Here is a 19720-nt window from a genome sequence, read left to right as displayed (position 1 = left end):
CCGACGCCGTCAACGCCTTCCGGTTCCCCGACTCCCACTCCGACGCCGTCAACGCCTTCCGGTTCCCCGACTCCGACTCCGACGCCGTCAACGCCTTCCGGTTCCCCGACTCCGACTCCGACGCCGTCAACGCCCTCCGGTTCACCCACCCTGACACCGACGCCGTCGCCCACGCGGCCGGCGCCGCCGACGTACGGGCCACCGGCTCCCATCCCGTCGTCCCCGAGCGCGTCGCCGGCTCCTTCACCGCGGCCGTCCCCGGCACCTGGTTCTCGGCCGTCCGCGCCGCCCATGGGACTCGATTCGGCCGAGCTCAAGCAGCAGGCCGGGAAGATCGCCAAAGAGGGCACCGACCTGGCGACCGACCTCAAGGGCTTCGTAGCAGCCCTGGAGGGCCTGGGGAACTTTTCGGGCGACGACGAGGCCGGCCGGACCTTCTACAACGGCGCCGAGGGAAAACCCGGCTACCACGTCCAGCACGACAGTGCGCTGGCCGACGCGCTCGCCGTCGTGACGGCCTACGAGAACATCGCCACGCGTCTGCAGCAGATGGCCGACAACAAAGACGCCGCCGAGTGGAACATCAAGATCTCGCTCCCGAAGGTGCCTGAATGACCGTCGAAGAGATCCTGTGGTGGATCGGCGGCGTGGAAATGCCGAAGGGTGATTCCGCGAAAGCGCGGCAGGCCGCCGTCATCTGGGGGCAGATCGCCGATCGCCTTGAGTCGAGCATCAGGACCACCGATCCGATGGCCACGGACATCTCGACGCACAATGCCGGCCACGGAATAGACGAATTCACGAAGTTCTGGACGAAGGAGTTCCAGCCGTACCCGCACGAGCTCGCCGCGTACTGCCGCCGAATCCAGACGGTGTGCAACGGCTACGCCGACGCGGTGGACAAGATGAGGTTCTGGCTCACCGTCCTGGCCATCCAGACCTACCTCAACATTCTGTTCACGATCGCCTACGGGTGGATCACCGGGTGGGCGGGCACGCTGGCGGAGCTGGCGGTCATCCGCAACAGGGCGGCCTTTCAAGCGGTGGCGCAGCGGACGCTGTTCCAGAAGATCATGATCAAGCTCCTTGAGTATCTGATCGACAGCATCGGGTACGCGGCGGGACAGCAACTGCTGCAGCTGGGCACCTTCGGCGTCGTGGACCTCTTCGCGGACTACGACGCCGACGCCAAGAAGATCATCGGGTACGACCCGTACTCGCTGAAGACCAACGGTGTGCAGTTCGTGCAGGCCGTCGGCGCGAACTTCGCCTTCGACGGCGCCGCCGACCTGACCGTCGGCGCCGTCGGCAAGGTCGGCCCGCTGGGACGAATCACGTCGGGCGGAGCGGGGCAGCGGGTGCTGAGGTTCGGCGGACGGATGGTCGGCTCGAACCTCTACACGGTGGTCGGCAACATGGAACAGGGCAAGCAGCCCGATGAGTGGCTGCCGACCTGGCAGCAGGAGGTCGACAAGCTGATCATTCACGGCACTCGCATCGCGAAGAACCCGGCGAAGGGGCCGATCGGGTCCGGCAGGACCGGGCCGTGAGTCGTGGGCCGGACCGGCCGGATGACGGCAGTCGCGGTGCGGAGCCGGGGAGTGCCCGTACCGTCCCCCGCGCGGTCGGCGCCGTCGCCCTGGCCGGCGGCGTCATCCTGCTGGCGGCGGCCGGGTGGTTCGGCGTCTGGACGGTACGCACGACGCCCGGCCCGTGGGGAAGCCCTGGCCGGGCGGGGACGCTGACCGTCGCGCGGTGCCGGACCTCACATCCGTCCGGCGGGGACCGGCCCACGATGACGTGCGCGGGGACGTTCGTCCCCGATGGCGGCGGATCCTTCGTCCCCGGCGTAACGCTGCGGCTGGACTCGGTGCGAGGCTGGGCGCCCGGCGAGCGGATCCCGGCGCGGCTGCGGCCGAACGCCCGAACGGCCTACCGCCCCGGGAGCCAAGACTGGATCTCGAACGCCTTCGCCTTCCTCGTCCTCGTCTTCTTCGCGGTGGTAGCGATCCACGTCGGTCGTGGATCGCTCCAAAGCCGTCGCCCCGGAGCGGTCAGCGAGCGTCAGGAGGGGCGTTCATCCGCATGAAGTCCGTCATGATCTCATCCGCGGCGAAGTCCGGCATCAGCGACTGAACCCGCCGGGACAGCTCCTCCGCGAGGATGTCGGAGGCGTTGTTGACCATCTCCGTGATCCGCTCGGCGAGCGTTCCGAGGTCGAGTCGTTTGGCGCGCGGGTCGAACCGCAGTTCCCGGATGCGGCCGGGCGGTCCAACGGTCATGCTGACGAGTCCGTCCTCGCTCTCCACCTGAACCGAGAGGTCCTGCAGGGCCTCCTGGACGCGGGACGCGTCACGGACACGTGACTGCAGGTCACGCATCGTTTCCTCGAAGAGCTGCCGTCCGAACTCCATGCGAAGATTCTACGGTTATTGGCGAAAATTTCCGAAATGCGTAACCGGATATTAACGACGGTCTGCAGGATCCGGCCCGTGCCCTGCCCGATGCGGCTCGATGCGCGATCATGGAGCCGTACGTGCCGGGCGGGGACGGGATACGGGGATGACATCGGTTCTGATCGTCGGCGGGGGCATCGGCGGGCCGGCGGCGGCACTCGCGCTCGACAAGGCCGGGTTCGAGGTCACCGTGTACGAGGCGCATCCGGACGCCGACGCGGACATCGGCGCGTTCCTGACGCTCGCGAGCAACGGGATGCTCGCGCTCGCACAGGTCGACGCCGCGCGCCCGGTCGCGGAGACCGGGTTCCCGCTCACCACGTTGCGCCTGGTCGATGCCGCGGGAGCCGAGGTCGCCGTCCGGCCGATGGGGGATCACGGCGGCCCGCTGACCCGGTACCGCTGCCTGCTCCGCGAGGAGCTCTGCGCGGCGCTGCGATCGGAGGTGCTGCGCAGGGGGATCCCGATCCGTCACGGAAAGCGGCTGATCTCCGCCGCCGAGGACGAGACCGGAGTCGCGGCGCGATTCGGCGACGGCGACACCGCCCACGGCGATCTGCTGATCGGCGCGGACGGGCTGAACTCCACCGTGCGGAAGCTGATCGATCCCGCGGCGGATCCGCGGCGCTACGCCGGCCAGCGCGTCTTCTACGGGTACGCGGCCCACACGCCGCGCTCGGCACGGCCGGAGACGTTCGAGATGGTCCGGGGCAGCGCCGCCGCGTTCGGCTATGGCGTGTCGCCGGCCGGAGAGACGTACTGGTTCGCCCGCGTCACCGATGAGGAACTGCCCGCCGAGGCGATCGAGGCGGGCACGGCCGCGCGGTGGAGGCAGGAGCTCGTTCCGCTGCTGCGGCCCGACGCCACGCCCGCCGCGGACATCGTCGCCGCGACCGGCGACCGCCTCATGGCGACCAACGCGTACGACCTCCCTGCCGTCGGACGGTGGCACACGCGCCGGAGGCTGATCATCGGGGACGCCGCCCACGCCGCGTCACCGGCGACGGGCCAGGGCGCGTCGATGGCGCTCGAGGACGCGGTCGTCCTCGCCAAGGCACTGCGCGACACGGACACGATGGACGCGGCACTGGAGACGTACGAGCGACTGCGCCGGCCGCGGACCGACGAGAACATCGCCGCCAGCGCCCGCATGACCGGCGCCCGCCCACCGCAACCCGCCGGGGACGGCCCGCGTCAGAGTTCTCGTCCGCCCGCGGTCCGCGCTGATGACGACCTGACGCGCCTGCTCGACTGGAACACCAGCCTCCCCAGCTGAGCCGATGGCCTTCCCGCGGCATCGAAATTACCTAATGTGATCACAAGATGACCGAAGGTGGTCACTACCGCCACGGGGCCTTCTCTGTGCATATTACGTACTGTAGTTTTATGATCACGCACAGGGATCAGGAGGGCGCATGAATCGTGAGTCCGCGCAGGTGAATCCGGCAGTGTTGGAACGGCTCCGGCTGCGGTTCCGCATGCTCGACCGGGACGGCGACGGCTATCTGGAGGGGGAGGACTTCGACCAGCTCGCCGCCGAGGTGCTCGGCGCGATGGGCGAGCCGACGGAGTCGGCGAAGGGGCGGGCGGTCCTCGCCGGGCACCGCCGCTTCTGGGAGGGCCTGCGCGCCACGCTCGACGCCGACGGCGACGGCCGGATCAGCCCGGACGAGTACGTCGCCAGGCTGGGCGACCCGGGCGAGGCCGAACGGAACACCGCGGACTACGCGAGATCGCTGGCCGCACTGGCCGACCGCGACGACGACGGGTTCATCACCCTGGACGACTTCCTCACCATCATGGCCGCGATCGGATTCGCGAGGTCCAACAGCGCGACGCTCTTCCAGAAGCTGGACGAATCGGGCGACGGTCGGGTTCCGGTCGAGCGCTGGGCCACGACGATCATGGACTACTACCGGGCGGAAGGGACCGACGTCCCCATTCACGTCCTGACCGCGCCGGTCGCCGATGCCTGATCCGGCCGGATCGGTGCCGACGAGCTCGACCTGCCCTGGAGCCCCCGCCACGGCTCGCCGGGCAGGTGTCCGGCCGGCCCGGCAGGCGATCAGATCGTTACGGCCGTCGTTCCTGTTCGAGTCTCGTCCCGAGGACGAGGGGCTGGTGAACCTCAAGGACAACGAGAACCCGTTCGCCGGCCCGCATCGGCGGTACCCCGACAACACCCACCACCGGCTGATCGAGCTGTACGCCGCCGCCCTCCCCATCGTGGAGGGCGGCGGCCCCGGGGAACACCCGGCCGACGGCCGGTGCCCGGGCCGGGAGACCATCCTGCTGACGCGCGGCGCCGGCGACGCTCTCGACCTGCTGTTCCGCACATTCTTCGAACCACGCGCGGACGCGGTGGCGGTCACGCCGCCGTCCTTCGCGCTGTTCGACGAACTGGCCACCGTGCATGAGATCGGCCGCGTGCCGATACCGCTCACCGGCGTCGCGTACGACCGGCTCGACGCGGTGGCGTTAGCTCGATCAGGGGTCGCCGGGGTGTTCCTCTGCGACCCCGGAAATCCGGCGGGGACGTCGCTGTGTCCGGGCGAGGTCGAGCGGCTGCTGGCCGCGTTCGACGGTCTGGTCATCGTGGATGAGGCGTATGTGGAGTACGCCGGCCGCCCGTCCCACCGTCATCTCATTCCCGGCCATCCGAACCTCGTCGTCGTCCGATCCATGTCCAAGGCGCTCGGCCTGGCCGCGTTACGGCTGGGCGCGGTGTTCGCGCAGCCGGGGATCGTGTCGGCGTTGCGGCGAGCCCGCCTGCCCTTCATGCTCCCCACACCGGTCCTGGCCGAAGCCGCCGCGGCCTTGGCCGACCCGCACGGCCTGCGCCGGGGCATCGACCTGTTCATCGCCGAACGCGACCGGCTGGTCGCCGGGCTGAGCCACTGCCCAGGTCTCACCGTGGTCGGTGCCGCGGCCGGGTTCGTGACCGTACGGACCGAACGCCCGGCCACCCAGGTCGCGGCCCGCTTGCGCGCCGCGGGGCTGGCCACCCTGCCCGATCCGATGGGGTGGCGCGGCCGTCTGCGTGTCTCGGTGGGAACTCCGGCCGACAACGACCGGCTTCTCGCCGCCCTCGCCGAGGACGGCGACCACACACATGAAAGAAGAGGACCGTCATGACCACATCGCCGACGGCGGCACCAGGCGCCCTGACGACCGTGACGACCGTGACCCGGGAGGAGATCCGGCCCATCACGTCCGTCACGGTCGACGGCATGACGCACCGGCTCGGTCAGCAGCGCGACTTCCGGCGCCACCCCGCCCTGTCGGCGTTCCTCCCCGAGGCCGGGCGGCCGTCCTTCGCCTGGGTACGGCTCCGCGACGGCGAGGAACTGGCGGTGCACCAACATCCGACGAGCTCAATGATCCTCGTGTGCCGGGGAACGGTCCGGCTGCTCGGCGACACGGAACGGTCCCTCGCCGAAGGTGACGTGGTGTGCGTGCCACCCGGGTGCCTCCACGGGTTCCGCACCGACCCGGGCGAGGAGTTCCACGGTCTGTCCGTGCAGTTCGCGGGCGCGGGCCTGTACGAGGACGAGCGGGCACCCCGAGTCTCCTTCGGCACGGCTGCGGCGCCCGGCGGTGACTCTCGCGACCAGGAGACCCTCGTCGGGCTGGAGCGGCTCAACGGCGCACTGGCCGATCGGCATACCCGCAACCCCCTGTTCGGCCTGCTGCGCGGCGGCCGGCTGCGAGACGACCCGCAGATGCGCGCCCGTTTCGTGGCCGCGCTGTACGTGTGGTCGTGCCACTTCCAGCGCATGCTGCACGCCCGGCAGGCCGTGTGCGTCGATCCGGCCCTACGGGACGAGTACGAGATGCACCTGAGAGACGAGTACGGCCACGACCGGCTGCTGCGCGACCACTACGGCGTCACCGCCGAGGTCGACGACCCGGTTCTCGAGGCCGCCTGCACATGGTTCGTGGCGCAGATGTACCAGCTGGACGAGGCGCAGAAGGTCGTCCTGGTGCACATGGTCGTCGAGACCAGCGGTCACCTGTTCGGGGCGGCCGCCGCCGACATTCACGGACCGGACGCCGGCGAGGACGACTTCTTCGCCCTGCACGCCGTGGCGGACGACGATCACCGTCGGATCGGGCGGCACCGGCTGGCCGACCTGCCTCCCTCGGAGTTCCCTCGGCTCAGGGCGACCTGTCGGCAGGCCTGGGACCAGATCGACCTCATCCACGAACGCATCGCGGCCTGGACCCTCGAAGGGCGCTGACCGATGCGCGACCGCCCGGCCGGGCGCCGTGATCCGGTGGCCGCCCTGGCCGAAGAGATCGTGGATCTGTTCACCGCCGACGGATACCGGATCGCGGAAGGCCCCGAGCTCGAGGCCGAATGGTTCAATTTCGACGCTCTGAACATGAACGCCGACCATCCCAGCCGTGGCGTCGGCAAGGCGTTCCCCATCGAGGGCCCCAGCGGGCGATCGGGCCTGGTGTTGCGGGGCCACACCTCGCCGGTTCAGGTACGGGAGATGCTCACCCGCCCGGTGCCCCTCCGCATGGTCACGGTCGGACGCGTCTTCCGCCCGGATCCTCTGGACGCCACGCACAGTCCCGTCTTCCACCAGGCCGAGGGCCTCGCCGTCGCCGAGGACCTGGAGATGGACGACCTGCGCGACACGCTCGGCCGGTTCGCCACGGCCATGTTCGGGCGGCGGACACCGGTCCGGTTACGCCCGCACCGATTCGCCTACACCGATCCGTCGGCCGAGGCGGACGTGCGCTGCCCGGCCTGTCAGGGCAGGGCGTGCGAGCTGTGCGGAGACGGCTGGGTCGAGTGGGCCGGCTGCGGTATGGTCCATCCCCGCGTGCTGACCACCTGCGGAATCGACCCGCGCCGCTACACCGGATTCGCCTTCGGCGCCGGGGTCGAACGCACGCTCATGCTCCGCCATGGGCTGAGCGACATCCGGGACGTCATCGGACATGACGGCTCCCACCAGACCGTCCAGCCACCCCTACGCCGTCCGGTTCCAGACTCGTCCGGGCCGGTGTCACCGTTCCGGCGACGTCAAGCGACCGCACACGCACTCACGGTCGCCGGCTGGACCGAAACACAGACCGACCCGTTCCTGGACCCGGCGATATGGGACGCGTTCGGCCTGCCGCAGGACGACCCACACCGTGCTCAGCTCCACGTCACCAACCCGCTCGACGGCCTGCCCTCCGCGCTGCGCACCTCGCTGTTGCCCGGAGTGCTCACCGCCCTGCGAACCCGGACCCGACACGCGTCCGGGGAACTGCGGCTCTTCGAACAGGGGACGGTGTTCCTCTCCCCGCCCGCCGGCCTTCGTCCGCCGGAGCCGGCGCCGCCGACCGGCGGCCCGCCCCAGCCGGAGCGGTTGGCGGCCCTGCTCGCGGCGGTCCCTTCTCAGCCTTGCCACCTCGCGGCGGCCCTGACAGGTGCCGGGCACTGGCAGGCCATTATTCACGTCATTCAGGCCGTGGGCCGGCAGTGGGACGTCTCGCTCCGGCCGGAGCGCGGACCCCGCGGCGGCACTCCGCCCTGGTGCGGCGGGCGGTGGGCCCGCGTCGTCTCCGGTGGAACACCGGTCGGCGAGGCGGGGGAACTGGATCCCGCGGTCCTGCGCCGCCTCAGCTTCCCCGACGGAGTCGTCGCCCTCACGCTTGACCTCGACGCCATGAATCGCCTCAACGGCGAAGAAAGGACTTGATCGGCATGACTCCCACCGACCTCGCCAACACCTACCTCGATGCCCTGACCCGCTCGGACCTGCCCGCCGTCCTGGCCCTGTTCCGTCCCGGCGCGACGGTGCATTCGCCGCTGTACGGCCCGATCCCCGCCACCGACTTCTATCCGGCGCTCTTCGCCGACACCGGCCGGGCCAAGCTTCGGCTCCTCGGCGTGACGGAAGGCGGCACGAGGGACGGCGGTCCGCTGATCACGATCTGGTTCCAGTTCGACTGGCGGCTGTCCTCGGGACAACCCGCCGACTTCGAGTGCGTTGACGTTCTGGAACTGGCCGACGACGGCCGAATCGCGGCCCTCCACATCATCTATGACACCGTCACCGCACGCCCCGCATTCGAGGCGGAGAAAGGCGAAGGCAGTTCATGGCGTCCCCCCGCGCTCCCCGATCGGCGGTGACGGCGCCGGTAGCGGTTCAGTAGCCGGCGAGACCGGGATCATCATTGCGAGGCGGAGCCCTAATCGCCGTTCCTGCGCTGGACGCCGAGGTAGGCGCGGAACATCGGGTGCACCTGGAAACGCTGCACCGCGGCGAGGTTGAGGTGTTGCACCTGGTGGACGCCGATGAACGCTCCCTGGCCGCCGTCCGTGTCGGCGTCCCCGACGGGCTGGGCGGTGAGGAAACCCGTCTGCCAGAGGATCTCGATCAGGCCGTCCGGGTCACAGAGCGGCAGCCAGGAGGAGGCGCCGTTCGTCGGGATCTCGCCCAGGACCAGCTCCAGGCACAACAGCTGCAGCTCCTCCCGTTCGAACGCGTGGTCCCGCCCGCGGAACACCTCGAACACGCCGAGCAGGCCCGGATACTGAAAGCGGTACTCCGCGGCGATGTCCTTGGTGCGCTCCTCGGAGTAGCCGCGCTCGGCCCACCGGATCGCCTCGTACGGCAGCGGAAGGGTCGGCGTACGGTCCCGGGCGACCTCGAGCACCGTCGTGCAGAACTCGATGATCTCGCGCGGGCGGTAGAGGGTGCGGTCGGCGACATAGCGGAACGAGCTGTCCTCCGGCGCTTCGGGAAGCGGGGCGAACACCGCGTTCCAGCACGTCAGGTCGTCTGTGCGGTCGAGGACCTGCGCGTCGTAGCCCATCTCGCGCGCGGAGTACCGGATGCGCTTGGCGATGAGTTCGAGGAGGGAGTCCTCGCTCCACCGGATCGTCTCGAGCAGGTCGCGGTACTTCTGCGCGTCCTCGTACAGGGCCGGGATGTCGTCGTACAGCTCCCGCCGCAGGGAGATGTACACCGACAGGTTCTTGTGCAGCGCGTTGACGGAGACGCAGGCCTGGAACAGCCCGGCAACGAACGCCTTGGCGTCCTCGGAGGAGTCCCAGCCGCGGTCCAGTTCGTCGACCACGATGGTGACGCGCTGTTTGTCGAGGACCTTCTTCAGCGCGGGCAGCAGGGAGTTGATCTCCTCGAGCTTGTAGAGCCGGTCCAGCTCCCGGGTCTTCGCGCCGGCCTCGATGGGGCCGAGCTTGATGTTCTCCAGCCGTTTGAGGTACGAGACGAGGACGGACAGCCGGCCCATCTGGACGTTGGCGTGGTTGTTGCGGATGTATCCGTGGATCTCCGCACCCGCCCCCTTCGCCAGCCTCATGCCCTTCCGGGCGATCTCCTTCATGACCAGGACGTAGAGGAGGTACTTCCAAGCGGCGGCGTACGCGCCGTGCTTGGCCCAGGATCCGGCGTTCTCGGCGGCCATCGTCGAGTTGAGCAGTTCGTACGAGTAGTCCTCCGGGGACAGTTCGATGACCCGGTTGCCCGCGGTGCGCTCGCGCTTGGCGAGCACCTGGAAGATGGCGCTCTTTCCCGACCCGCGGTTGCCGAGCAGCACCGTCTTGGCGCCGGAGTGGACGCGGTGGTACGCGGCGGACTCGACGAAGCACTTCTCCAGGCCGCGCCCGATGTCGCGCTCGGCGGACGGCGCGCCGAAGTCGAGGCCGTCGAGGATCTTGGGGGACAGGACCAGCCGCGCCATGACTTCTCCACCGCCCGGGGACATCAGTTGAGATCTTCGCACGGGCGGACGGGCGTGAGGAGAGTGGCGTTTCGCCGCGTACGCCCCGGAACCCTGGCGATCCGGTCGCAAGGGGCGGCGGCGCGGCCGGGGTGAGCTGCCCGTACGAAGGGTAGGCCTGTCCTCGACGGCATGGGCGGCCCTGGGGACGAGGCGGAACGACGTTTCCGGAGACCATGACCATTCACGTCCTGCCCCTTGCGATCACCATGATGGCGGGGCCGCAGATCATCTCGGCGATCATCTTCGTGACGGCCGGGAGGCCGATCCGGCTGTCGCTGGCGTTCCTGGCCGGGGTGCTGGCGGCGACGGTGGCCGGGGTGGCCGTCATGCGAGGGGTCGCCGAGCTGCTGGGATCCGCGGTCCCGATGGGCGGCTCGCAGCACAAGGGCGGGACCGGCCGGATCATCGAGCTGATCCTCGTCCTTCTCCTGCTCCTGCTGGCGGTGAAGAACTACCTGGGGCGCGCGACCGCCGAGCCGCCGCGCTGGCTCACGACCCTGCTGACGGCGACGCCCTTGCGGGCCCTGGCGACCGGGCTGCTCGTGATCCTCGCGATGCCCTCCGACCTCATCGTCCTGCTGACCGTCGGGCTCGATCTGAAGCGGAGCAACGCGGGCCCGATCGGCGCGGTGCCGTTCGTGGCGGCCACCCTGCTGATCGCCGCACTGCCCCTGCTGGCCTACCTCGTCTTCCGCCGCCGCGCGGAACACGCCATGCCGAAGGTCCGCGACTGGTTGAACTCCCACAGCTGGCTGGTCAACGTGATCGCCTGCCTCGTCTTCATCGCGCTGATCCTCAGCTGATGCCCTGCCGGCGGGTATGGGTGACCAGGCGGCGCAGGGCGTCGTCGGTATCGTCGGGGAGGGCGTCGACCGGGAACCAGCGCAGGTCGTCGGACTCCTCGCTGATCCGCTCCTGGGCGCCGGCGGGGGCGACGACGACGTACTGCACGTCGAGGTGGTACGACCCGCCGTGGCACCAGACCCGGTGCCGGTCGAGGTGCACCGGGCCGGGGAGCAGGCGCAGGCCGTCGATGCCCGACTCCTCGGTCGCCTCGCGCAGCGCGGTTCCGGAGAGAGTGGTGTCCTGCGGTTCGCAGTGGCCGCCCAGCTGCAGCCACAGGCCCGCCTTGGGGTGCAGGGTCAGCAGCACGCGCTCCCCGGGCGGGTCGAGGACGATCGTGCTGGCCGTCAGGTGGCCGGGGACGCATTCGCGCCACATGGCGTTCTCGTGCGCCGACAGGTGCGCGAGGAAGTCCTCGCGCAGCAGGTCCTGCTCGGCGTCGGGCGCGTCCCAGTCCGACAGCGTGCGTACGGCGTCGGCGTGCAGTGTCATCGTCACCTCAGGCATAGGCGTGCGTCGTCGGACGTCCGTATGCACCTCACGCGTCGGCGTCCAGGGGGCGCACCAGCGCGCCGCCGAGGCCGCCGAAGGGTATGTCGCGGCCGTCCGGTTCAGGCGGTCAGTCGCGGGACCCGGGGGAGTCCTCGCCGGAGCCGTCGGAGTCGTCATCGTCCCGCTCGGTGAACTGGGAGATGTCGAAGTCGACGCCCTTGCCCTCGACGAACGCCTGAGGGTTCTCCAGGTCGTCGGCGGTGGGCAGCAGGTCCGGGTGCGCCCACACGGCGTCGCGCCCGTCGTTGCCGCGCGCCTCGCCCAGGGCCCTCCACAGGGCGGCCGCCTCCCGCAGCCGCCGGGGCCGCAGCTCCAGGCCGACGAGCGTCGCGAAGGTGCGCTCGGCCGGGCCACCGGTGGCACGGCGGCGGCGCACCGCTTCGCCGAGCTTGTCGGCGGACGGCAGCCGGCCGGCCGCGGCGGCCGTGACGACGGTGTCGACCCAGCCCTCGACCAGGGCCAGCGCGGTCTCCAGGCGGGACAGCGCGGCCTTCTGCTGCGGCGTCTCCTCCGGGGTGAGCGCGAGCTCGCCGCCGAGCGCCTCCTGCAGGGCCTCGGGGTTGGTCAGGTCGGCCCCGGAGATGGCCTCCTCGATCTTGGACAGGTCCACGGTGATGCCGCGCGCGTAGTCCTCGACCGCGCCGAGCAGGTGGGCGCGCAGCCACGGGACGTGCCCGAACAGCCGCTGGTGGGCCGCCTCGCGCAGTGCCAGGTAGACGCGCACCTCGTCGGCGCTGACCTCCAGGCCCTCACCGAACGCCGCAACCCCGGCCGGCAGCAGCGCGCCGACGCCCTCGGGGGCCAGCGGCAGCCCGACGTCGGCGGAGCCGACGACCTCCAGGGCCAGCCCGCCGAGCGCCTGCCCGGCCTGCCCGCCGACCATCGCGCCGGACATCTGCCGCATCATGCCGACGAGCGGGCCGGCCACGGCCTTCATCTCGTCGGGCATCGCGTCGCCCATCGAGTCGACCATCCGCGCGGCGATCGGGTCGCAGACCTTCGACCACACCGGCAGGGTGTTCTCGATCCACTCCGACCGGCTCCACGCCTGCGGGTTACGGATGCCCGCCGGGAGGGTGGTCGCCTCGTCCAGCCAGAGGTCGGCCAGCCGCAGTGCCTCGACGACCGCACGGCGCTCGGCGTCGACGACCGAGGGGTCGCCGCGCTCGACGACCGCGTGCCGGGCGACGTCCTTGGCCAAGTCCCAGTTCAGCGGGCCGGTGCTCGCCGACTGACCGGACAGCATGTCGGCGAACTGGTGGAGCATGGCGGCGAAATCCTGCATGCCACCCGCGCCGAAGGGGTCCTGGTTTCCGGGATTGTTCTCATCGCCGGGCTCTCCCGGGCGGTTGAACCCGAAGGGGATGTCGCTCACAGGCTCGACCTCAGGCAGGATGAATGGGTCACAACCTTCACGTTAGCCGGTCGACGGCCGGGGGTGTGCGTTAGGAGGACTCGCTCGACTTGAGTACACGAGAGGTTCGCCCACGGCGTAGTACGGGGCCGGTCGTCGCCGTCACGGGAGCGGCCGACGGCATCGGACGTGCCCTGGTCGCCCGGCTGGCGGACTCGGGGGACATCAAGAAGGTCGTCGGGCTCGACGATCACCGGGGAGACGTGTCCGGAATCACGTGGCGCGTGGTCGACATCCGCGATCCCCAACTCGCCAACCGGATCTCCGACGTCGACGTGATCGTCCACCTCGACATGGACCTGTCCCCGGACACCGATCACCGCGAGCGCCGCGCGTACAACGTCCGCGGCGCGCAGACCGTGATCACCGCCGCGGCGGCCGTCCGGGTCCGCCGGGTGATCGTCGTGACCAGCGCCATGGTGTACGGCGCGCAGGCCGACAACGTGGTGCCGCTCCCAGAGGACGCCCCGCTCGCCGCCGAGCCCGACGACGGGATCGTCGGCGACTTCCTGGAGATCGAGCACCTCGCGGCGATGGCGCCGGTGGCGCACCCCGGCATGACCGTCACGGTCCTGCGGCCCGCCGCGCTGGTCGGTCCCGGCATCGACACCGTGGTGACCCGGCACTTCGAGGCACCGCGCCTGCTCACCGTGAAGGGGACCGCTCAGCGCTGGCAGTTCTGCCACATCGACGACCTGGTCAGCGCGCTCGAACTCGCGATCACCGGGGAGATCGGCGGCCGCCTCGCGGTCGGCTCCGAGGGCTGGCTCGAACAGGACGATGTCGAGCAGGTCACCGGGCGGCGGCGGTTCGAGCTCCCGGCGGCGATCACCTTCGGCACCGCGCAGCGGCTGCACCGCATCGGTGTCACCCCGGCGCCGGCCACCGACCTGCACTACGTCGTCTACCCCTGGGTGGCCGACTGCGCGACGCTCCGCGCGGCGGGCTGGAAACCGGCGTACGACAACGCCGAGGCGCTGACGGCGCTGCTGGAGGAGGTCGCCGGACGGCATGCGGTGGTCGGGCGCCGGCTGGCCCGGAAGGAGGCCACGATGGCCACGGCCGCGGGCGCGACGGTCGCCGTCATCGGCACCGCGGCGATCGTCCGGCGAGCCCGCCGGAAGCGCCGGAGCTAGCTCCGCTGGAAGGGCCGGAGCCGGCTCCGCTGGAAGGGTCGGAGTTAGAAGCGAGATCTCAGCCGTCGCATCTGCCATGGGTGACGGCTGAAAGCCCTCGCGGATGCGGCCGCAATGGCGCGCTCGCCCTCGTGGTTCCGGTCTGCGAGCCCCACGGCCGACTCCGGGCCAGCGGGTACCGTTCGTCACGTGGACGTCATCCGGCTCGCCGAACTCCGTGATTCTCCGCTGTCCGTCGACGAGGTGCTCGCCGCCGTCGCCGATCCGGGCGCGGGCGGCACGGCGCTGTTCGTCGGCACCGTACGCGATGAGGATCATCGGCGCGCGGTGGCCGGGCTGTCGTACTCCGCGCATCCGAGCGCCGTCGACGTGCTGCGCACGGTGCTGGAGAAGGTCGCCGCGGAGTTCCCCCTGCGCGCGATCGCCGCGGTGCACCGGGTCGGCGACCTGGAGATCGGCGATCTCGCCGTCGTCGTGGCCGCCGCCTGCCCGCACCGCGCCGAGGCGTTCGCGGCCTGCCGGACGCTCATTGACGACCTCAAGTCCCAGGTTCCCATCTGGAAGCATCAGCTCTTCACCGATGGGGGCGACGAGTGGGTCGGGGCTGAATGACCTGCGCCGGAGCGGCGCGGGTTACCCTGGGTACAACGCTTCGTACCGAGGTGACGCGCATGTCCATTCTGGCGTGGTGGGCCATCCCGGTGGCCGTGGCTCTGCTCACGGGTGCCGTGCTGACCCTGCGGGGGCGCCGGCCGCCTGTGCGGAGGTCGTTCGAGGAGATCGAACACTTCCAGCGGTTCCGGGACGCCATGGAACGGCCGCGTGGCAGGACCAGGCGACGGAGGCCTCGCTCGACCGCGTAGGCTTCCGGGCATGTCCCGCCGTGCTGCCACTCTGGTCGTCGCGAGCCTTTTCATCCTCTTGCTGGGCTTGGCCACGGCCCTCATGCCCGTCCCGTACGTCGCGCTCCGTCCCGGGCCGACAACGGACACGCTGGGCAAACTCGGCAAGGCACCGCTGATCCAGATCACGGGCGCCAAGACCTACCCGACCGAGGGGCACCTCAACTTCGTCACGGTGGCCTACCAGGGCGGTCCCGGCAACCGCATCGACCTGCTCACCGCGCTGCGCGGCTGGCTCGACCCGGACGTCTCCGTCGTCCCCGAGGAGACGATCTTCCCGAAGAACGTCTCCACCAAGAAGGTCGAGCAGGAGAACACCCAGGAGATGACGAACTCCCAGGAGTCCGCCACCGCCGCCGCGATGCACGAGCTGCACCTGCCGACGACCACCTCCGTCCTGGTCGACTCCGTGCAGAAGGGACTGCCGGCGGACGGCCGGCTCCGGCCGGGCGACCAGATCACCGCGATCGACGGCACGAAGATCAAGGACATCACCGGGGTCACCGCGACCGTCGGCGCCGGCAAGCCGGGCCAGACCGTGAAGTTCACCGTCAAGCGGGACGGCAAGGAGACCGAGGTCCCCGTCACCACGGTCGTATCGCCGGAGAAGACGGGCAAGGCCGTCGTCGGCGTCATCCTGCGGGAGAAGTACCAGTTCCCCGTGACCGTGAAGATCAGCGTCGGTGACGTCGGCGGCCCCAGCGCCGGGCTGATGTTCTCGCTCGGCATCTACGACAAGCTGACGCCCCAGGACATCACCGGCGGCAAGTTCATCGCCGGCACGGGGACGATCACGCCGGAGGGCCAGGTCGGGCCGATCGGCGGCATCCAGCAGAAGATGGTCGCCGCCCGCAACGCCGGGGCCACGATCTTCCTCACGCCCACGCAGAACTGCTCGGACGCCGTCGCCTCCAAGCCCAAGGGCCTGCGGCTGGTCCGGGTGGACACCATGGACGGCGCCCTGCAGGCCCTGACCTCCCTGCGGACCGGCCAGGGGGCCATTCCCGCCTGCCCCGCCAAGTAGGCGGGCGCGCCCGCTCAGATCGGGCCGGCTCCAGGCGCGGCCCTCGGGCCAGGGCCGTAGCCAGGGCGTGCGTCAGGTCAGGGTCGAGGCCAGGGTGTCCGCCAGGCCGGGGGCGAGCTCCGGACCGGTCAGCACCTCGTCGTCGCTGTCGTGCCCGCGCAGCCGCATGGCCGAGTGACGGGAACCGTCGCGCAGCACGCCCACGACGAGCCGAACGTCCTCGCGGCCGGGGTGCTGGGCGGCCCAGGCCACCGGATCGTCGTCCGGGACCTCATCCTCGGCGCCCTCCGGCAACAGGATGCGCTCGAGGATCAGCACACAGCCGGTGACCTGCTCTGGCCACTCGATGCCGTGGAGGACGTCCTCTATCGGCCGATCGAGGGGCAGGTCGGGCTGTTCGAGGGCGGCGATGCCGTCGGGCTCGTCCGGGACGCCGAGCTGACGGGCGAGTTCCGGCTCGGTCCGGTTGAGCTCGGGGGCCTCCACCAGGGCGTACAGCCGGGGCGGGGCGTCCCAGCCGGCGGTGGCGGCGTGCCGTTCGAGATCGCGCACGACCTCTTCCAGTCGGGTCATCCGCCCATTTTTTCACCCTCACCGGCCCGCTTTCGGCCACAGGCGTACGGCCGGGCGCGGGAACCCGGACCGGCCTCGGTAAGTTGCCCTCAGAGACACCCGGCGAAGGGGAGTGGCCGTGACCTTCCGAACCCCCGGCTTTGGCGGCCGGATCCGCGTGGGCCGATCACGGCTGCTGCTGCGCGTGATCGTGATCCTGGCGATCCTCGTCGCGCTCTTCTTTGCGTTCACCGCCATCTGGACCGACGTGCTGTGGTACCGCTCCGTCGGCTTCTCCTCGGTGTACACCAAGCAGCTCACGACGCGCATCACGCTGTTCCTGTGCGCCGGTGTCCTGATGATCCTCATCCTGGGCGTCAACATCGTCATCGCCTACCGGGTGCGCCCCCCGTACCGGCCCGTGTCGGTGGAGCAGCAGGGCCTCGACCGGTACCGCGCGGCGCTCGACCCCCACCGCCGGCTGATCGTCGCCGGGGTGCTGACGCTGGCCGGCCTGCTCGCCGGGTCGTCGCTGGCCGGTCAGTGGCGCACCTGGCTGGCGTTCCTGAACCGGCAGCCGTTCCACATCAAGGACCCGCAGTTCCACAAGGACATCTCGTTCTTCGTCTTCACCTATCCGCTGCTGCGGCTGGTGCTCGGCTTCCTGTTCGCCGCGGTGATCCTGGCGTTCGTCGCGGCGCTGATCGTGCACTACCTGTACGGCGGGCTGCGGCTCCAGGGGCCGGGGGAGCGGGTCGGCACGGCGGCGCGCGCCCACCTGTCGGTGCTGTTCGGCGTCTTCGTGCTGCTGAAGGCCGTCGCGTACTGGTTCGACCGGTGGGGCCTGGCCGACTCCCAGCGCGGGGTCGTCACCGGCCCGTCGTACACCGACGTCAACGCCGTGCTGCCGGCCAAGACGATCCTCGCGGTGATCGCGCTGATCTGCGCGCTGATGTTCTTCGCCACGCTCGTCCGGCGCGGCGCCATGCTGCCCGGCATGGCGTTCGGCCTGCTCGTGCTGTCGGCCATCCTCATCGGCGGCGTCTACCCGCTGCTGATCCAGACCTTCCAGGTCAAGCCGAACGAGGTCGACAAGGAATCGAAGTACATCGGCCGCAACATCGTCGCCACCCGGCAGGCGTACGGCGTGGACAAGACCCAGGTCACCGACTACGTGCCGAACACCAAGCTGTCGCCGGAACAGGCGAAGCAGGAGACCTCGACCCTGCCGAACGTGCGCCTCCTCGACCCCGCCGTCGTGTCGCCGACCTACCAGCAGCTGCAGCAGATCAAGGGCTTCTACAAGTTCCCCAACCCGCTCGACATCGACCGGTACCCGGGCGACGGCGGCGCCCTGCGCGACACCGTCGTCGCGGTACGGGAGATCGATGGACCGCCGTCCGGGCAGGTCAACTGGATCAACAGCCACCTCGTCTACACGCACGGGTACGGCTTCGTCGCCGCGCCCGGCAACCAGGTCGACGTCCAGGGCGCACCGGTCTTCACCGAGAAGGACATCCCGCCGACCGGGACGCTGGGCGTCACCCAGCCGCGCGTCTACTTCGGCGAGCGCTCGCCCGGTTACTCCATCGTCGGCGGCACCAGTAAACGGGAGCTGGACTACCCCAACGACCAGAGCCCCACCGGGCAGACCAACACCTCCTACGACGGCAAGGGCGGCGTCCCGATCGGCTCGCTGTTCAACCGGACGCTGTACGCCCTGCGGTTCAAGGAGAAGAACCTCCTGCTGTCCGGCGCGATCAACTCCCAGTCGCGCATCCTGTACGACCGCACGCCCCGCGAGCGCGTGCAGAAGGCCGCGCCGTGGCTGAAGGTCGACGGCAACCCCTACCCCGCGGTCGTCGGCGGGCGGATCACGTGGATCGTCGACGGCTACACCACCGCCTCGGAGTACCCCTACTCGGAGCGCACCAGCCTCGACGACGCGACCCGGGACACCAACACCCAGAGCCGCGTGTCGGTCGCGGCCCAGGCCGGGGACCGCATCAACTACATGCGCAACTCGGTGAAGGCCACCGTCGACGCGTACGACGGCACGGTGACGCTCTACGCCTGGGACCAGACCGACCCGGTGCTCCAGACCTGGATGAAGGCCTTCCCCGGCACCGTACAGCCCCGGTCGGCCATCCCGGCCGACCTGCTGCCGCACCTGCGGTACCCGGAGGACCTGTTCAAGGTCCAGCGCGGCATCCTCGCCCGCTACCACGTCGAGAACCCGCAGGCGTTCTACGGCGGCGGCGACTTCTGGCAGATCCCCAACGACCCGACGAGCGACGGCACCGTCGAGCCGCCGTACTACCTGAGCGTCAAGATGCCCGGCCAGAACACCCCCGGCTTCTCGCTGACCTCGACGTTCACCCCGAAGGGCAAGGTCACCAACCTCACCGCGTTCATGGCCGTCGACAGCGTGCCGACGAGCCCGACGACGTACGGGCAGATCCGCATCCTCCAGGTGCCGCGCAGCCAGGTGACCCCCGGTCCGGAGCAGGTGCAGAACACCTTCGAGAACAACCCGACCGTGTCGCAGCAGCTGACCCTGCTGCGCGGCCCCGGGTCCAAGACGGTGAGCGGCAATCTGCTGACGCTGCCGTTCGGCGGCGGCTTCCTGTACGTCGAACCCGTCTACCTGCAGGCCAACGCCGGGGCCGGCGCCTACCCGCTGCTGAAACGCGTCCTCGTCTCGTACGGCAACGACATCGGCTTCGGTGCCACGCTCCAGGACGCGCTGAGCCAGGTGCTCGGCGGCGGCGCGACGGCGCCGACCGGCGGACCGCCGCTGCAGTCCAGCGCGGACATCCGCGCGGCGATCGAGGCGGCCAACCGGGCGTACGCCGACGCGCAGACCGCCCTGACCAAGGGCGACTGGGCGTCGTACGGCGAGGCGCAGAAGCGGCTCAAGGCGGCGCTGGACGAGCTGGCCAGGCTGCAGAGGCAGAGCAGCGCCAAACCGGCGCCGACGACCCCACCCGCCACACCGAAGCCGGCGGGGACGGCCACCCCGCCCGCGGCGCCCACGCCCACCCCGAAGCCGACCCGGTGAACGGCCGGCGACGGCGGGGGAACGGTAT

At 70.5% G+C, this 19720-nt stretch carries 20 protein-coding genes and 1 pseudogene; 15 read left to right on the top strand and 6 right to left on the bottom strand.

Annotation, left to right across the window (positions count from 1 at the left end; genetic code table 11):
* A pseudogene (locus tag AB0I04_RS49400) lies at positions 1–293 on the bottom strand (hypothetical protein); the annotation flags it as partial.
* On the opposite strand from AB0I04_RS49400, the gene AB0I04_RS49395 reads away from it, so the two are divergent.
* Genes AB0I04_RS49395 through AB0I04_RS49385 form a run of 3 tightly spaced genes read left to right on the top strand, consistent with a single transcriptional unit; the run spans position 292 to position 2089 of the window.
* Entirely contained in the window at positions 292–615 is a 324-nt protein-coding gene (locus AB0I04_RS49395) for a hypothetical protein (RefSeq protein WP_360901871.1), read from the top strand. The pseudogene AB0I04_RS49400 and the gene AB0I04_RS49395 overlap by 2 nt on opposite strands.
* A complete protein-coding gene (locus AB0I04_RS49390; protein WP_360901868.1) occupies positions 612–1550 on the top strand; it encodes a hypothetical protein in 939 nt (312 codons plus the stop codon). The genes AB0I04_RS49395 and AB0I04_RS49390 overlap by 4 nt, the downstream gene beginning before the upstream one ends.
* Positions 1547–2089, top strand: coding sequence for a hypothetical protein (locus AB0I04_RS49385; RefSeq protein ID WP_360901865.1), 543 nt, complete (start codon positions 1547–1549; stop codon positions 2087–2089). The genes AB0I04_RS49390 and AB0I04_RS49385 overlap by 4 nt, the downstream gene beginning before the upstream one ends.
* Here the strand turns inward: AB0I04_RS49385 and AB0I04_RS49380 are convergent.
* The gene (locus AB0I04_RS49380) at positions 2055–2414 is read right to left on the bottom strand and encodes a YbaB/EbfC family nucleoid-associated protein (RefSeq protein ID WP_360901862.1); all 360 of its coding nucleotides are present in this window, start codon (positions 2412–2414) and stop codon (positions 2055–2057) included. The genes AB0I04_RS49385 and AB0I04_RS49380 overlap by 35 nt on opposite strands.
* 148 nt (positions 2415–2562) lie before the next feature.
* On the opposite strand from AB0I04_RS49380, the gene AB0I04_RS49375 reads away from it, so the two are divergent.
* The 6 genes from AB0I04_RS49375 to AB0I04_RS49350 all read left to right on the top strand — a co-directional run bounded on the left by AB0I04_RS49375 (position 2563) and on the right by AB0I04_RS49350 (position 8592).
* Complete coding sequence (locus AB0I04_RS49375; RefSeq protein WP_360901859.1) at positions 2563–3732, top strand: FAD-dependent monooxygenase; 1170 nt, start codon at positions 2563–2565, stop codon at positions 3730–3732.
* A 139-nt stretch (positions 3733–3871) separates the two neighbouring features.
* Positions 3872–4432, top strand: coding sequence for an EF-hand domain-containing protein (locus AB0I04_RS49370; protein WP_360901856.1), 561 nt, complete (start codon positions 3872–3874; stop codon positions 4430–4432).
* A gap of 145 nt (positions 4433–4577) precedes the next feature.
* Positions 4578–5591 (top strand): aminotransferase class I/II-fold pyridoxal phosphate-dependent enzyme, encoded by a 1014-nt coding sequence (locus AB0I04_RS49365; RefSeq protein WP_360901853.1) that lies wholly within the window; start codon positions 4578–4580, stop codon positions 5589–5591.
* Positions 5588–6697: a cupin domain-containing protein gene (locus tag AB0I04_RS49360; protein ID WP_360901850.1), complete on the top strand. Its 1110-nt coding sequence runs from the start codon at positions 5588–5590 to the stop codon at positions 6695–6697. Before AB0I04_RS49365 ends, AB0I04_RS49360 begins: the two co-directional genes overlap by 4 nt.
* Before the next feature lie 3 nt (positions 6698–6700).
* A complete protein-coding gene (locus tag AB0I04_RS49355) occupies positions 6701–8158 on the top strand; it encodes a hypothetical protein (RefSeq protein ID WP_360901847.1) in 1458 nt (485 codons plus the stop codon).
* Positions 8159–8163: 5 nt separating this feature from the next.
* Positions 8164–8592: a nuclear transport factor 2 family protein gene (locus tag AB0I04_RS49350; RefSeq protein WP_360901845.1), complete on the top strand. Its 429-nt coding sequence runs from the start codon at positions 8164–8166 to the stop codon at positions 8590–8592.
* Between the two features lie 59 nt (positions 8593–8651).
* Here AB0I04_RS49350 and AB0I04_RS49345 read toward each other — a convergent pair whose 3' ends face one another.
* Positions 8652–10166, bottom strand: a complete 1515-nt coding sequence (locus AB0I04_RS49345; RefSeq protein WP_360901842.1) for a hypothetical protein — start codon at positions 10164–10166, stop codon at positions 8652–8654.
* A 215-nt stretch (positions 10167–10381) separates the two neighbouring features.
* Between AB0I04_RS49345 and AB0I04_RS49340 the strand changes: the two genes are divergently transcribed.
* A complete protein-coding gene (locus tag AB0I04_RS49340) occupies positions 10382–11011 on the top strand; it encodes a GAP family protein (protein ID WP_360901839.1) in 630 nt (209 codons plus the stop codon).
* Here the strand turns inward: AB0I04_RS49340 and AB0I04_RS49335 are convergent.
* Positions 11004–11543: an NUDIX hydrolase gene (locus AB0I04_RS49335; protein WP_360901836.1), complete on the bottom strand. Its 540-nt coding sequence runs from the start codon at positions 11541–11543 to the stop codon at positions 11004–11006. The two genes, AB0I04_RS49340 and AB0I04_RS49335, sit on opposite strands and share 8 nt — an antisense overlap.
* A gap of 127 nt (positions 11544–11670) precedes the next feature.
* Positions 11671–12978 (bottom strand): zinc-dependent metalloprotease, encoded by a 1308-nt coding sequence (locus AB0I04_RS49330; RefSeq protein ID WP_360901833.1) that lies wholly within the window; start codon positions 12976–12978, stop codon positions 11671–11673.
* An 89-nt stretch (positions 12979–13067) separates the two neighbouring features.
* Here AB0I04_RS49330 and AB0I04_RS49325 point away from each other — a divergent pair, with 89 nt between their 5' ends.
* The 4 genes from AB0I04_RS49325 to AB0I04_RS49310 all read left to right on the top strand — a co-directional run bounded on the left by AB0I04_RS49325 (position 13068) and on the right by AB0I04_RS49310 (position 16079).
* Positions 13068–14153 carry an NAD-dependent epimerase/dehydratase family protein gene (locus AB0I04_RS49325; RefSeq protein WP_360901830.1) on the top strand — a complete coding sequence of 362 codons (1086 nt, stop codon included), beginning with the start codon at positions 13068–13070 and terminating at the stop codon, positions 14151–14153.
* A gap of 189 nt (positions 14154–14342) precedes the next feature.
* Positions 14343–14765 carry a molybdenum cofactor biosynthesis protein MoaE gene (locus AB0I04_RS49320; protein ID WP_360901827.1) on the top strand — a complete coding sequence of 141 codons (423 nt, stop codon included), beginning with the start codon at positions 14343–14345 and terminating at the stop codon, positions 14763–14765.
* 59 nt (positions 14766–14824) lie between these two features.
* Positions 14825–15016, top strand: a complete 192-nt coding sequence (locus AB0I04_RS49315) for a hypothetical protein (RefSeq protein WP_360901824.1) — start codon at positions 14825–14827, stop codon at positions 15014–15016.
* 10 nt (positions 15017–15026) lie between these two features.
* On the top strand, positions 15027–16079 hold the full coding sequence (locus AB0I04_RS49310) for a PDZ domain-containing protein (protein ID WP_360901821.1): 1053 nt from the start codon (positions 15027–15029) through the stop codon (positions 16077–16079).
* Positions 16080–16151: 72 nt separating this feature from the next.
* Here AB0I04_RS49310 and AB0I04_RS49305 read toward each other — a convergent pair whose 3' ends face one another.
* The gene (locus AB0I04_RS49305) at positions 16152–16652 is read right to left on the bottom strand and encodes a PPA1309 family protein (RefSeq protein WP_360901818.1); all 501 of its coding nucleotides are present in this window, start codon (positions 16650–16652) and stop codon (positions 16152–16154) included.
* A 118-nt stretch (positions 16653–16770) separates the two neighbouring features.
* On the opposite strand from AB0I04_RS49305, the gene AB0I04_RS49300 reads away from it, so the two are divergent.
* Positions 16771–19692 carry a UPF0182 family protein gene (locus AB0I04_RS49300; protein WP_360901815.1) on the top strand — a complete coding sequence of 974 codons (2922 nt, stop codon included), beginning with the start codon at positions 16771–16773 and terminating at the stop codon, positions 19690–19692.
* Positions 19693–19720 lie beyond the last annotated feature (28 nt).

The sequence above is a fragment of the Actinoallomurus sp. NPDC050550 genome (genome assembly GCF_040655075.1).
Lineage (GTDB): Bacteria > Actinomycetota > Actinomycetes > Streptosporangiales > Streptosporangiaceae > Actinoallomurus.
The sequence above is the reverse complement of the archived record's forward strand: the minus strand, read 5'-3'. Positions and strand labels throughout refer to the sequence as shown.

What these genes read in the sequence shown, in the direction of transcription:
- AB0I04_RS49305 (WP_360901818.1), bottom strand. Translation starts at nt 16,652, where the DNA reads ATGACCCGACTGGAAGAGGTCGTGCGCGATCTCGAACGGCACGCCGCC.
- AB0I04_RS49390 (WP_360901868.1), top strand. Translation starts at nt 612, where the DNA reads ATGACCGTCGAAGAGATCCTGTGGTGGATCGGCGGCGTGGAAATGCCG.
- AB0I04_RS49355 (WP_360901847.1), top strand. Translation starts at nt 6,701, where the DNA reads ATGCGCGACCGCCCGGCCGGGCGCCGTGATCCGGTGGCCGCCCTGGCC.
- AB0I04_RS49380 (WP_360901862.1), bottom strand. Translation starts at nt 2,414, where the DNA reads ATGGAGTTCGGACGGCAGCTCTTCGAGGAAACGATGCGTGACCTGCAG.
- AB0I04_RS49350 (WP_360901845.1), top strand. Translation starts at nt 8,164, where the DNA reads ATGACTCCCACCGACCTCGCCAACACCTACCTCGATGCCCTGACCCGC.
- AB0I04_RS49315 (WP_360901824.1), top strand. Translation starts at nt 14,825, where the DNA reads ATGTCCATTCTGGCGTGGTGGGCCATCCCGGTGGCCGTGGCTCTGCTC.
- AB0I04_RS49360 (WP_360901850.1), top strand. Translation starts at nt 5,588, where the DNA reads ATGACCACATCGCCGACGGCGGCACCAGGCGCCCTGACGACCGTGACG.
- AB0I04_RS49335 (WP_360901836.1), bottom strand. Translation starts at nt 11,543, where the DNA reads ATGACACTGCACGCCGACGCCGTACGCACGCTGTCGGACTGGGACGCG.
- AB0I04_RS49370 (WP_360901856.1), top strand. Translation starts at nt 3,872, where the DNA reads ATGAATCGTGAGTCCGCGCAGGTGAATCCGGCAGTGTTGGAACGGCTC.
- AB0I04_RS49345 (WP_360901842.1), bottom strand. Translation starts at nt 10,166, where the DNA reads ATGGCGCGGCTGGTCCTGTCCCCCAAGATCCTCGACGGCCTCGACTTC.
- AB0I04_RS49395 (WP_360901871.1), top strand. Translation starts at nt 292, where the DNA reads ATGGGACTCGATTCGGCCGAGCTCAAGCAGCAGGCCGGGAAGATCGCC.
- AB0I04_RS49310 (WP_360901821.1), top strand. Translation starts at nt 15,027, where the DNA reads ATGTCCCGCCGTGCTGCCACTCTGGTCGTCGCGAGCCTTTTCATCCTC.
- AB0I04_RS49375 (WP_360901859.1), top strand. Translation starts at nt 2,563, where the DNA reads ATGACATCGGTTCTGATCGTCGGCGGGGGCATCGGCGGGCCGGCGGCG.
- AB0I04_RS49340 (WP_360901839.1), top strand. Translation starts at nt 10,382, where the DNA reads ATGACCATTCACGTCCTGCCCCTTGCGATCACCATGATGGCGGGGCCG.